Source organism: Kaistella sp. 97-N-M2, from assembly GCF_021513235.1.
Taxonomy (GTDB): Bacteria; Bacteroidota; Bacteroidia; order Flavobacteriales; family Weeksellaceae; genus Kaistella.
Genome location: NZ_CP090976.1, coordinates 951,397 through 964,788 on the forward strand (window position 1 = coordinate 951,397; position 13,392 = coordinate 964,788).

Consider the following 13,392-nt stretch of genomic DNA (forward strand, 5'->3'; position numbering starts at 1 on the left):
ATCGTATCGTACAAACATACCGATTATTTAAGTGTTCAGGAAGAATTGAGGAAGCTGTGAAAAACTGCGCTAAACAAACCAGCACGTGGCAAAATGTTTTAATGTAATGAAGTCGTTTTATGCACTTTCCTCACTTTAAAACACCATTAAATATAAACATATGAAACACTTTTTACTTCTTTCTCTCTTTCTCTACACCATTTCGCCCGCACAAAATTATGGATTGCAGGAAAATTTCGAAAATGAAATTGCAGATCAGCGCTGGTCCACACTCGATCTGGACGTCGATGGAAAAACCTGGAATCTTACACCGGCGAACACGCTGACGACCAGTTTGGGATTTAGCGGCTACACTTACGTTTCAAATTCTTATGATCAGGTTACTGACGAGGGTTTAAACCCGGACAATGTTTTGGTTTCGCCAGGCTTTTTGTATGAATACCCCCATATTAAAAACGTTAATTACATTCTGGGGATATCATTTCGGATTTCTGCCGGCGATCCCTCCAAATTCGCAGAAACGTATGCGCTCTACATGCTTCCGGCAAACCAGACATTTACCGGAAACGAAACCCCGCTCTATTTTGAAACACTAACCTCGGGCACGGCTTCTAAAGTAGTATTGGTTGATAAGTATAATCAGGATATTTTCGGAACGGAGGTCAAATTATATTTCAGACATTACAACAGCGAAAATCAGAACGCCCTCATTATAGACGATATTACCAATTACAATTTCACCGCTGGAACTACGGACGTGATTAGTAAGAATAAATTGGTAATTTACCCAAATCCCGCGACGACCGAAATTAAGATTAATCTTAAAAACGAGACGGTGCAGAGCGTGGAAGTAATGGATATAACCGGTAAAAAATTTGAAGCGAAGGAAAAAAATAACACTGTAAATGTAAAAACTCTCGCTCCCGGCATCTATTTTATTAAAATTAAAACCAACAAAAATTCTTACATCAACCGCTTTATAAAGGAATAAAATTGATGTTTTCGAAACGCTGAGAAGAAAAAGCACGGCGTTGTAATAACGAAGAGCACATTTAAAATCCGCGCAATCTGCGCGCAGTCAAAAAAAATTACTTCCCATTAAACGCTGTCATCGCATTCTGGATTCCCGCGAAAACAAAAGACAAACACGCCTTAGAAAACTTCTCGATTCGTTCGGGGAGTTTTTCTTTTTCCTCGCCTTCCCATCTTCCAAGTACGTAATCGACTTGCTTCCCTTCCGAAAATTCCGCGGAAATGCCAAATCTTAAACGCGGATAATTTTGCGTCTGCAATTGTTCCTGAATACTTTTCAACCCGTTGTGGCCCGCATCCGAACCTTTCATTTTCATTCTTAAAGTACCAAAAGGCAACGAAAGATCGTCCGTTACAATCATCAAATTTTCCAGAGGAATATTTTCTTTTTGAAGCCAAAATTTCACCGCATTTCCGGAAAGATTCATATACGTATCGGGTTTCAGGATGAAGACTTTTCGGCCTTTGTATTTTCCTTCCGCCATCAGTCCAAAATTAGACGATTTGAACGGGACTTCCAGAGTTTCGGCAATTTTTTCTGCAACTTTAAACCCGACATTATGCCGGGTTTCAGTATATTCGTCGCCTTTATTTCCGAGACCTACAATCAGGTATTTCATGCTGAAAATTTATTGGTACGTGAAGGTTAATGTTCCTAAATTATTAGAAGCGACCGCTTTTGTGGGATAGCCGTCTGCATCGTAAGTGTAGGTATAAGTTGCTGATTGGCTGTCTGAATCTGATGCTACCGTCACTTTTCCATAATTATTTGCCGAAAAACCCGTAACGGCGGTGCTGTCTAAGCCGTAAAGCGAACTTACAATATTGAAAGCTTCGGGCAGCGTGTTGAAAGGATTCTTTTTGTTGTCGTAATCACTAAAAGTGCTCGTCAGTACAATTGCTGGTAAAGGTACGGTGGCGGGGAAAAGTGTTGTAAACTTCCACATAGAAATATTATTTCCGGCGTAGGTGATATCGCTCTGCAGCGTAAACAGTTCATAAGTAACCGTGGGATCGGCGCTGTCAATTCCGACCATTTTTGATAAAACTTTCGAAACCTTATTATTGGTGTAAAAAGCGGTGAGCGTATTTGTAAAGGAGTTTCCACCTTCTTCGGAGCCTACTCCTTTCGCTTCCACCAACTGTCCGTTGTTATAGGTAAGCGTAAAATCGGTTGTTGTAATTCCTGTATCATCCTGAACGACCGTGATTTTATCGATAAGATTATTGTCATACAAAATCGTGTAAGAAACTGAATTATCACTGGTGGTCACGCCAATTAGCTTGTCTGCCGCGTAAGTATAATTATAGGTAACCTTTTCGCCGGTGCCGTCATCGAAGGTCACCGATTTCAAGTTTTTCAGGTTTCCTGATGTTCCGCCGCCCGGATTGGTATTTGGGTTCGGATTCACTCCAAAAAGGTAATCACCGTTCTCGTCGCGGCTGGGTTCGCAGGAAAAGAGAAGAAGTGCGCTGAAGATCAGCGCGAAAATATTTAAAACATGTTTCATCTCAAAAATTCATTTCAGCAAAAGTACTCTTTTTTTGGAAAATTGATTGAGGTATTTTATTTCCCCAAAATCCTTTCCAAAACCGAATTCACCTCATCCACATTCTGCACATTTTCTTTGCGCATCATCAGTTGATTGCCTTCTTTCGCACTTTTTTCTTTTAACGTCGCCTCCCGCGGATTTTTGCTTAAATAGGCTATAATATTTTTAAATTTATCGCTTTGATAGAATTTGTCCTGCGGATTAGACGGGAAATATCCGAGAAAAACGCCGTTCTTCACCACAATTTTGTCGAAACCGATTTCCGCGGCAATCCATTTTAACTCTACCGATTTAATAAGGTTTTTAGCTTCCGACGGTAAATCGCCAAACCGATCCACCAACTCACTTTCCAGTTTCTGCAAGTCTTCTTTGCTCTGAATGTCGGCGAGTTTTTGATAGAGCGAAAGCCGTTCTTCGATGCTTTGTACAAAAAAATCCGGCAGCATCAATTCCAGATCCGTATCGATATTGACTTCTTTTGTGGATTTAAACAGCTTCTTGCGGTCTTCTTCATTTTCAAACAGGTCTTCAAATTCCTCATCGTTCTGCAATTCTTCCAAAGCTTCCTGCATGATTTTTTGGTACGTATCAAAACCCATTTCGTTAATAAATCCGCTCTGTTCGCCGCCTAAAAGATCGCCCGCGCCCCGAATCTCCAGATCTTTCATCGCAATCTGAAAGCCGCTTCCCAAATCCGAAAACTGTTCGATGGCTTCCAGCCTTTTCCGCGCGTCCGACGTCATCATATCAAACGGTGGCGTAATGAGAAAACAAAAAGCCTTGCGGTTGCTCCGTCCGACTCTTCCGCGCATCTGATGAATATCGGCCATGCCAAACCTTTGCGCATCGTTGATGAAAATGGTGTTGGCATTCGGCACATCCACGCCACTTTCGATGATTGTTGTGGAAACAAGAACGTCGTATTTCCCTTCCATAAAATCCAGAACATTTCGTTCCAGCTGTTTTCCTTCCATCTGTCCGTGGCCCGTAATCACTCTCGCATCCGGAACCAAACGCTGAATTAATCCCGCAATATCTTTCAGGTTTTCAATTCTGTTGTTGATGAAATAAACCTGGCCGTCGCGCTGAATTTCATAGGAAATCGCATCGCGGATAATTTCTTCATTGAAACCTACAATACTCGTTTCCACAGGCTGACGGTTTGGTGGTGGCGTTTTAATCACCGAAAGATCCCGTGCCGCCATCAACGAAAACTGCAGCGTTCTCGGGATCGGCGTTGCGGTTAAAGTAAGCGTATCGATATTATTTTTGATGGTCTTGAGTTTGTCTTTCACCGAAACTCCAAATTTGTGTTCCTCGTCAATAATCAAAAGTCCCAGGTCTTTAAACTTCACCGAAGTTCCCACCAGCTGATGCGTTCCAATCACAATATCGATCTTTCCGCTTTCCAAACCGGCCAAGGTTTCGGATTTCTGTTTCGCGGTGCGGAAGCGGTTCATGTAAGAAATATTCACCGGGAAATCTTTCAGCCTTTCTTTGAAACTGCGGTAATGCTGAAAGGCCAAAATTGTTGTAGGCACCAAAATCGCTACCTGTTTTCCGTCTGTCGCCGCTTTAAAAGCCGCCCGAATCGCGATCTCTGTTTTGCCGAAACCCACATCGCCACAGATCAAACGATCCATCACGTTATCGTTTTCCATGTCGTTTTTCACGTCCAGCGTGGCTTTTTCCTGATCCGGCGTATCTTCGTAAATAAAGCTGGCTTCCAGTTCATTTTGCAGATAAGTGTCGGGCGTGAAGGCAAATCCTTTCGCCGTTTTCCGTTCCGCATAAAGCCGGATGAGGTCAAACGCGATCTGCTTAACCTTTGCTTTTGTTTTTTGTTTTAAAGATTTCCAGGCGGGCGATCCGAGTTTCGACAGCACGATTTCTTTCCCGTCCGGGCCGTTAAATTTTGAGATTTTATGCAGCGAGTGAATGCTTACGTAAAGCAGATCGCCGTTTTTATACGTTAGTTTAAAACATTCCTGAATTTTGCCGTTGTTGTTCACTTTCACCAAACCCATAAATTTTCCGATGCCGTGATCGATGTGCGTAATATAATCGCCCACTTTCATCTGCATGAGGTCTTTCAGCGTGATCTGCTCCGATTTCGCAAAAGCATTTTTCGCTTTAAATCTTTGGTAACGGTCGAAAATCTGATGATCCGTATAAACAGAAATTTTATGATCAACATCTACAAAACCTTCATGAAGTTCCGATTTAAATGATTTAAAGGCGATTTTTGAGGAGGCGTCCAACCCATTTTCCACGTTTGAATCTTCCGAAGGCGGTCGCATGAGATCCTCAAAAATACTTTCAAGTCTTTCTTTCTGCTTCTCCGTGGAGAACGAGATCCATATTTCAAACTGATCGTGCTGCTTTTCTTTTAAATCTTCTACAAGCAATTCGAAATTCTTGTGAAAAGTGGGTTGCTGCGTCTGAGAAAGTTCGATTTCGGCGGTCGAAATATGATCTAATTTTAATTGCTCTAAAGTGAAATCAATGCTTCGGAATTTTTGATAATCGTTCATTAAAACTTCCGCAGACAGAAACAGTTCCTGCGGCATTTGGTGCCGGATGTCCTTATTTAAAGTTTCGAACTTCACTTCTGCTTTTTCATAAAAATCCGTGATTTTCTTCAGACCTAAAAAAGCATGTTTCGACACGACAAAACTGTCTTTCGGCATTAGCTCAAACAGCGAAACTTTCGTGCCCGAAACCGCAAAATTCATATTCGAAACCAGCTGAAAACTGTTCACTTTGCCGTTCGTCAGCTGCGTTTCAATATCAAAAGTTTTAATGCTTTCAATTTCGTTTCCGAAAAAAGTAATGCGGTACGGCTGTTCATTGGAGTAAGAGAAAACATCCACAATTCCGCCGCGCACGGAGAACTCGCCGGGCTCCGACACAAAATCCGTCAGATTAAAATTGAACTGGTGCAGAAGTTCTTCCGTAAAGTTGAAATCTAAACTTTCGCCCGTTTTAATGAGGTGAGAAATGGCTTTGAAATCTTCTTTCTTCAGAACTTTTTCCGCCAGCGCAGAAAATCCCGCCACAATGACTTTCGGTTTTTTTCCTGAATTCAGTTTATTTAAAACTTCGGTTCTTAAAACCAGATTCGCATTTTGGGTTTTCTCGATCTGATAAGGATCTACGTGCGTCGCCGGATAATAGAGAACGTTTTCTTTGCCCAGCAGATCTTCCATTTCAGCCGTAACGTAAAGTGCTTCTTCGCGGTCTTCAATTAAAAAAAGGATGGTCTTTTTGTAGGTCAAAAAAAGTTCGGCGGTAAAAACGGAAGGCGAGGAACCCGCAAAACCGCGCACAGAAAGATGTTGGTAATCTTCCAGATTTTTGAAAATTGTAGCGCCAAATTCGTTTTTCAGCAAATTGGGCAGAAAAGTTTCGTGGATGTGTTTTAATTGCATTCTTAAAGTAAAATTTAAAGCCGTTCCAAATAAAAACGACAAAAGCGATTTCGGGAAAATTCCGAAACCGTTTGAAAACACAAATTTATGAATTTATTTTTTAGAACCTCTTTCAACGCTGCGATGCAGAAAACTGGAAATAATATGCAAGTCTTTTTTAATTTTTCATAAATCTTCCTAATAAAGCATAAAACCAAATGGTATTACGTGGACGTGGCATACGGTTTGAAAAACTCTGAAACTTAATTTAAAAATAAAACAGTATGAAATTAGCAATTTTGAAAAACTCGAAAAAGTCTACATGGCGATTCTTAGGATTATTTATCCTATTGTTCTCTGTAATTTCCCTGGCGTCCTGCAGCCGCGATGACGATCCTGCAGACAACGATTTTTTCGCGGGAACTTACAACGGAAGTATTTCCTATTACGATGGTTCCACCACCAATTCTCAGGACAACGGGAAGGTTTTTGTAACCAAAGTAGGCAGCGGAAACAAGTACAACTTCAGTTTTTCCGACGGCATTTCGGATCTGAACGGAATTGAATTTAAAAAAGAAGGCGATAATTCTTTGATCAGCATTGGATCTTCTGCAACTTCGTACATCAGAATCGATAACGACGATTTAAAAATTCTTTATATTGCTGATGGTAAAACCTGGACGGCAAACTGTACAAGATAATTTTTAGAAGAACTAACGAAACCGTTTCATTCATTTGAAGCGGTTTTTTTTATTCTGAATAAGGAAAAAAAAGTTTTGCATTTTTTTATATCTTTAAAAAAAAATTGATGAAGCTTTTTTACGCTTTTCTGATCTTTTCTGTTTTCCTGGCCTGTCAGTCCGACAGCCGCGACAATCCCCGCGCTTACGTACAGGGAAAAATAACCGGAAACAATTTGAAGTTCGACAAAATATCCGTCGCTCTCGAAAGCGACGATACCAATATCGCCGAAACCGTACCGGCGAATTCCGGGGATTTCACCTTGTCGGGACCGCTAATTTCAGAGGATTTTTCGGTGGTTATGAATAAAAAGATCGAATCTTTTACCGCTTCAAAGCAAGGCTGCACGTTGTCCGCCGATTCCCTGCAGATCATTGTTCCCGCCGGAAATACTTATGTAACATTCGACGAAATAAAAGTAAAAGAATGAGAATCCTACTTCTGTGCTTTTTTGGTTTCAGCACTTTTCTTTTCGGCCAGAAAAAGAAATACAAACTCGACGTCGTTTCAAACATCGAAGCGAAAGCTATTATGATGAAAGCGCTCGGGAATAATTCGCTCGCCAAAGACCTGCAGCCATTTTACGGTTTCGGTTTCAGCGGAAATTTAATGACGCCTATTAACTTTGGCCTCGGCGTCGATTATAATATGCTTTTTTCCAACGTGCGATATGACCGCCAAAACATTTACGGCAATATCGGTTCCCCAAAAATGACGGTGATCGATGTTTTTCTGACGCACCGCGAAAATATTTCGGAGGAATTCCTCGTGGAAGAAATGGCAGGTTTCAGTTATTATAACCATTCCAGCTCGTTTATCGCTTTGACTGACGAAAAACTTAAAAATTCCGGAATGGGTTTTAATCTGGGTGGAAAAGCGATTTATATTTTAGATCCGGAAGGCTATCAGGCGGTTTTCGTGGCGGGAAAATTCAATTATTATTCCACCAATATTTATAATGAAAACGCCGACATTCAAAAATATTTTAATCATTCCGCTTTTTTGCGTTTAAGTTTGGGCTACCGCTACAACTTTTGAAATCGGCACTTCCACCGTTTTATTTCCAAAATCTTCTAAATTTGCGCTATGCTGAATTTCATTAAGAAAAATATCGCTTTAATTTGGGCCAAAAATCACGTTAAAGAAACCAAGTCCTTCAAACAAAACGCCGTCGGAGATCAGGAAAAACTCCTGCTTTCATTAATCCAAACGGCAGAAAAAACGTTGTTCGGCCGCGAACATCAGTTCGAAAACATTAAAAATATTCAGGATTTTCAAAAGCACGTGGCGATTGCGGATTACGAAGATCTAAAACCCTACATCGAAAAAGTAAAAAAAGGCCAGCGCAATATTCTCTGGACGGAAACGCCAGAATATTTTGCGAAAACCTCCGGGACTACGTCCGGTTCCAAATACATTCCTATTTCCACAGAAGGAATGCCTTTTCATATTAATGCCGCACGCAGCGCGCTTTTTCACTATATCGCCCAAAAAAATAACGCCGGATTCGTGGGCGGAAAAATGATTTTCCTGCAGGGCAGCCCGGAACTGGAAGAAGTCAACGGCATAAAGACGGGCCGACTTTCGGGCATCGTCGCACATCACATCCCGAAATATTTGCAGAAAAACCGTTTGCCCAGCTTAAAAACGAACCTCATCGAAGACTGGGAAACCAAGGTGGACGAAATCGTAAAGGAAACCGAAAACGAAAACATGACTTTAATTTCCGGCATTCCGCCCTGGCTGATCATGTATTTTGAAAAACTGATCGAGCGAAACGGCAAAAAGATTACGCACTTATTCCCGAATTTGCAGCTCATCATCACGGGCGGCGTGAATTACGAACCGTACCGTGAAAAAATGGAAGAACTTTTGGGCGGAAAGGTCGATATCATTCAAACTTTTCCGGCAAGCGAAGGATTTTTTGCCTTTCAGGATGATTACGAGAAAGAGGGTTTGCTGCTGCTAACGGATCACGGAATTTTCTATGAATTTGTTCCGCTGGAAGAATTCGGACAACCCGGGGCGAAAAGACTGACTTTAAAAGACGTGGAATTGAATAAAGATTACGCTTTAATTTTAACCACCAATTCCGGACTTTGGGCGTATTCCATCGGCGATGTGGTGAGATTTATTTCGAAAAATCCGTACCGGCTTTTGGTTTCGGGGCGGACAAAACACTTCACTTCCGCTTTTGGCGAACACGTTATCGCGTTTGAAGTGGAAGAAGCCATGAAAGCCACAGTTGAAGCATTTCCGGCGCAGATCACCGAGTTTCATCTCGCCCCACAGGTTAATCCTGCGGAAGGTTTGCCTTACCACGAATGGTTTATCGAGTTTGAAAAAGAGCCGGAAAATTTGGAAGCCTTCCGGAAAAATTTAGACGAAGAAATGCGGCAAAGAAATTCCTATTATGATGATCTCATCTCCGGAAAAATTCTACAGCCTTTAAAAATTTCTTCGTTGGTGAAAAACGCGTTTCAGGAATACGCGAAATCCGAAGGAAAATTAGGCGGACAAAATAAAATCCCGCGTTTGGCCAATGACCGAAAGATCGCGGATTTTTTTGAGCAATATATAAGAGATTAAATTCATACTTTAGTTTAAATAATTTCTATGAAATATCTGCTGATTCTAATGTCCCTTCTTGCTTTTCACTGCTGTTCATCAAATAAATACAGCGCCGATGAAGATTCGGGAAATTTCGAAAAACTGCAGGCCGGAACAAAATATGTCTTTTTTCATGAAAACGATTTAAAAACCAACATGGAAATTACCTCCGTTGAAAAAGACAGCATTATTGGACTTCATCATAAATCTCGGATTGCTCTGTCAAAAAAAACGATTTGGAAGGTGCGGAAAGACAATACAGCAGGTACTGTAATCCTTGTGGGAACTTCTGCGGGATTCATCGTTGTTACAGCGGTAATATTTAGTGCAGTTGCCCAAATTGGCAGGGCTTTCGGACATACGGCCGCCGGACAATAATTAATTCGAAACCACTTTCAACCCAACTACCGACGCGATCAACGTAAAAACAAAGAACATGCGCCAAAACGTCGCCGGTTCGTTAAACACGAAAACGCCCATCAGCGCGGCGCCGACTGCGCCAATCCCCGTCCAGACCGCATATGCAGTGCCGATCGGAATTGGTTGCGCGCCCACAGAAATGGCTTTGTACAGCAAAAACATGCTCAGAAATAACGACACCACAAAACCGGCCCACCACAAATAACTTTCTCTGCCGGTCGTTTCCTGCGCTTTTCCAAGGCACGTGGCAAATCCCGTTTCGAAGAGGCCGCCAATAATGAGTAAAATCCAGTTCATGTTTCAAAGATAATTTTTTTTGGGAAGATTCAAAGTCACGAATTCAATAACGCGATTTCTTAGCATTCTTTAAAAGCTCCTTAAAAAATCCAGGCTGAGCATTCCTGCATTGCTGGCAAACCTCAAAAGGCAAAATTCACCAAAAATACCGGCAGACCATTAAACCCACCACCACTAAATAATTCGCGAATAGCGGCAAATAATTAAATGATTTTCCGTTTCGAAAATTTACTTTTGCAAAATGATTTCACTGCAACCCATTCAGACCCTCAGAATTCCTGAGTTTCGAAATTTAATGACCGGAAGATTCTTTCTGGTTTTGTCTTTCCGGATGTTGGCAACGTTGATGGGTTGGTGGATTTATCAGCTGACGAAAGATCCTTTCGCCATTGGCCTCATTGGGCTTTCCGAAGTGATTCCCGCAGTTTCCACGGCACTGTATGCCGGCCACGTGATCGATAATTCCGAAAAGAAAAAACTTCTTTTGATCTGCAATTACGCGTACGTTTTCCTCATCAGTTTGCTCGTAATTCCTGCCTTTTTCGGCCATAAATTATTGCATTTCAGCAACCTTCAGATTTCTTATTTTATCTACGCTGTAATCTTTTTCACCGGATTTTGCCGCGCCTTTATCGGACCCATCATTCCGTCCATGATTCCAAAAATCGTTTCCCGCGAAACCCTGCCCAACGCCATCACTTTAAACCAGGCCACTTTTTTGATCGCTTCCGTGTGCGGCCACGCTTTAGGCGGCTTTCTTATTCACTGGATCGGTATTTCCGGAACTATTTTAGTCGTTGTCGGTCTTATGATTTTCTCTTCGGTTTTCTTCTGGTTCCTCAACCAACATCATTCGGAAAACACGGGCAGCGAAGTTGGCGTCGTACAAAGCATGCGCGAGGGAATCGCTTACATTTATAAAACCAAAGAAATTTTGGGCGCGCTGTGCCTCGATATGTTTGCTGTACTTTTCGGCGGCGCTGTCGCCATGATTCCCGTCTTCGCAACCGACATTTTAAAAGTGGGTGCGGAAGGTTTTGGTCTGCTCAACGCCGCTTCCGACATCGGTTCTATGTGCGTTATTGCCTTTCTGGCTTTCGTTCCGCTGCGAAAAAATCAGGGAAAAATACTGCTCGTCGCCGTTGCCGGCTTCGGACTGTGTATTATCGGTTTCGGACTTTCCACATGGTATTGGCTTTCCTTTGTGCTGCTCGCTTTCAGCGGCATGCTGGACGGGATTTCCGTTGTGATCCGCGGCACCATCGTTCAGCTAAAAACACCGGATTATATTCGCGGCCGCGTTTTAAGCGTCAATTCCATCTTCATCATGTCCAGCAACGAAATGGGCCAGTTCGAAAGCGGTCTCGCGGCAAAACTTCTCGGCGTGGTGCGCTCCGTCATTTTCGGCGGAACAATGACGGTCCTCATCGCGCTTTTGGTCGCCGCCAAAGTACCGAAACTCCGAAAAATGAACTATTGATTTTTGAGGAACACAAAAAGGGGATCTTCCTGCGCAACAAGTGCCGGCTTTCCATTACAATCTTTTTTTCGCCCTACCTTTGTCCGAGGCCAAAAAAAGGATTTTCATTGCAATCCGGGTTAGAATAAAAAGCCGTCTTTTTGCCGACTTACCAACATCAAAAATATTTGACTGCCAATATTTTAAGTATCTTCCCGCCGCAATTGTTGGTTAAAAATTTAGGAAAAAAACATAAAACAACTATCTTTGTCAAATGACTCAAAAGGAAACTTTATCATCTCTCATTCACGGCAATTTTGCGAAAGAACTCTCTATTTCCGACGGCAAAATGCCGCCCAATGCTGTTGATTTCGAGAAACTCGTCATCGGAACTTTTCTCATTGATAAAAAAGGCCTCGATTATTCCATCGATTTATTAACGCCCGAAGTTTTCTACGATCCACGGCATCAGGAAATATTTCGGGCCATCTTAAAACTTTTTGAAGGAAACCATCCCGTCGATTTAATGACGGTAATTCAGGAACTCAAAAAAACCGAAAAACTCGGTTTTGCGGGCAGCGATCATTATATCATCGATCTTACCATGGGCGTTTCTTCCAGTGCGCATATCGAATATCATGTTCGGGTGATACTGGAGAAATTTATCCTGCGAAGTTTGATCAATGTTTCCGCCAACGTGATCGACAGTTCTTACAAAGAATCCACCGATGTTTTCGAACTCCTCGACAAAGCCGAACAATCCTTTTTCGAAATCACGAACGGAACCATTAAAAAAGGTTTCGACACCGCAAATACGTTGGTAAAACAGGCCATCGAAACCATCAAATCTCTAAAAGACAAAGAAGGGATTTCCGGAATTCCGTCCGGTTTCAAAGACATCGACAAAGAAACCGGTGGCTGGCAAAATTCAGATTTAATCATCATCGCGGCGCGTCCGGCGATGGGAAAAACAGCTTTCCTTCTTTCCATGGCCCGAAATATTGCCGTTGAACATAAAATACCTTTGGCCTTATTCTCTCTGGAGATGGCTTCAGTTCAGTTAATTACACGGATGATCGCCTCCGAAACCGGAATTTCTTCGGAGAAATTACGAAAAGGACAAATGAGCGATGAAGAATGGCAGCGGCTTTTCTCCAACGTTTCGGCTTTGGAAAATGCACCCTTGTTTATCGACGAAACGCCGTCGCTTTCCGTTTTCGATTTCCGTGCAAAATGCCGACGCCTCGTCATGCAGCACGGCGTAAAGATCATCATGGTGGATTATCTTCAGCTGATGACGGCCAATTCCGGCAAAGGCGGCGCAGGAAACCGGGAGCAGGAAATCGCCATGATCTCCCGATCCTTAAAAGCCATTGCCAAAGAATTGAACGTTCCTGTAATCGCGCTTTCTCAGCTTTCCCGAAGTGTGGAAACGCGTCCCGGCAAACGCCCGATGCTTTCGGATTTGCGGGAATCCGGTGCGATTGAGCAGGATGCGGATATCGTTTCTTTTATTTTCCGTCCGGAATATTATAAAATTGCCACGTGGGACAACGATGAAGACGGCGCAGAATCTTCCACCGAAAATCAGGCAGAACTCATCATCGCAAAACACCGTAACGGTGCGACCGCCGATGTGCGGATGTCTTTCTACAAAAATATTGCAAAATTTGCGGATCTCGATCTTTTCGGAAACCAATACGGAACGGGTTATCAGCCTTCCAATTTTGCACAGTTGGACGCGCCAAGCGGTTTCGAGAAAATTAAAACCACCATCGATCCGGGAGCAGCTTTCGATCTGCCAAGCAAACAAAATCTTTCCGGCTCCTCGATGAATGATCTGGATGATGACGACGAGTTTGATTTTTAG

General features: G+C 42.5%; 12 protein-coding genes. 8 read left to right on the forward strand and 4 right to left on the reverse strand.

Annotation, left to right across the window (positions count from 1 at the left end):
• Nucleotides 1-160: 160 nt before the first annotated feature.
• Complete coding sequence (locus L0B70_RS04570; protein ID WP_235143114.1) at nt 161-991, forward strand: T9SS type A sorting domain-containing protein; 831 nt, start codon at nt 161-163, stop codon at nt 989-991.
• A 97-nt stretch (nt 992-1,088) separates the two neighbouring features.
• Here L0B70_RS04570 and pth read toward each other — a convergent pair whose 3' ends face one another.
• From pth to mfd, 3 genes are read right to left on the reverse strand one after another with little or no spacing between them, the layout of a single operon-like run.
• Nucleotides 1,089-1,652, reverse strand: a complete 564-nt coding sequence (pth, locus tag L0B70_RS04575) for an aminoacyl-tRNA hydrolase (RefSeq protein WP_235143115.1) — start codon at nt 1,650-1,652, stop codon at nt 1,089-1,091.
• A gap of 9 nt (nt 1,653-1,661) precedes the next feature.
• On the reverse strand, nt 1,662-2,543 hold the full coding sequence (locus tag L0B70_RS04580) for a hypothetical protein (protein WP_235143116.1): 882 nt from the start codon (nt 2,541-2,543) through the stop codon (nt 1,662-1,664).
• A gap of 56 nt (nt 2,544-2,599) precedes the next feature.
• On the reverse strand, nt 2,600-6,016 hold the full coding sequence (gene mfd, locus L0B70_RS04585) for a transcription-repair coupling factor (RefSeq protein WP_235143117.1): 3,417 nt from the start codon (nt 6,014-6,016) through the stop codon (nt 2,600-2,602).
• A gap of 263 nt (nt 6,017-6,279) precedes the next feature.
• Between mfd and L0B70_RS04590 the strand changes: the two genes are divergently transcribed.
• From L0B70_RS04590 to L0B70_RS04610, 5 genes are all read left to right on the forward strand, one after another.
• Nucleotides 6,280-6,696, forward strand: a complete 417-nt coding sequence (locus tag L0B70_RS04590) for a hypothetical protein (protein WP_235143118.1) — start codon at nt 6,280-6,282, stop codon at nt 6,694-6,696.
• 107 nt (nt 6,697-6,803) lie between these two features.
• Nucleotides 6,804-7,166 carry a hypothetical protein gene (locus L0B70_RS04595; protein WP_235143119.1) on the forward strand — a complete coding sequence of 121 codons (363 nt, stop codon included), beginning with the start codon at nt 6,804-6,806 and terminating at the stop codon, nt 7,164-7,166.
• The gene (locus L0B70_RS04600) at nt 7,163-7,774 is read left to right on the forward strand and encodes a hypothetical protein (protein WP_235143120.1); all 612 of its coding nucleotides are present in this window, start codon (nt 7,163-7,165) and stop codon (nt 7,772-7,774) included. Before L0B70_RS04595 ends, L0B70_RS04600 begins: the two co-directional genes overlap by 4 nt.
• Before the next feature lie 48 nt (nt 7,775-7,822).
• Nucleotides 7,823-9,325: a GH3 auxin-responsive promoter family protein gene (locus L0B70_RS04605; protein WP_235143121.1), complete on the forward strand. Its 1,503-nt coding sequence runs from the start codon at nt 7,823-7,825 to the stop codon at nt 9,323-9,325.
• 27 nt (nt 9,326-9,352) lie between these two features.
• Nucleotides 9,353-9,724: a hypothetical protein gene (locus L0B70_RS04610; protein WP_235143122.1), complete on the forward strand. Its 372-nt coding sequence runs from the start codon at nt 9,353-9,355 to the stop codon at nt 9,722-9,724.
• Here the strand turns inward: L0B70_RS04610 and L0B70_RS04615 are convergent, their stop codons facing one another.
• Nucleotides 9,725-10,063, reverse strand: a complete 339-nt coding sequence (locus L0B70_RS04615; protein ID WP_235143123.1) for a multidrug efflux SMR transporter — start codon at nt 10,061-10,063, stop codon at nt 9,725-9,727.
• Between the two features lie 241 nt (nt 10,064-10,304).
• Here L0B70_RS04615 and L0B70_RS04620 point away from each other — a divergent pair, with 241 nt between their 5' ends.
• Nucleotides 10,305-11,543, forward strand: a complete 1,239-nt coding sequence (locus L0B70_RS04620; RefSeq protein WP_235143124.1) for an MFS transporter — start codon at nt 10,305-10,307, stop codon at nt 11,541-11,543.
• 253 nt (nt 11,544-11,796) lie between these two features.
• Entirely contained in the window at nt 11,797-13,392 is a 1,596-nt protein-coding gene (gene dnaB, locus L0B70_RS04625; protein ID WP_235143125.1) for a replicative DNA helicase, read from the forward strand.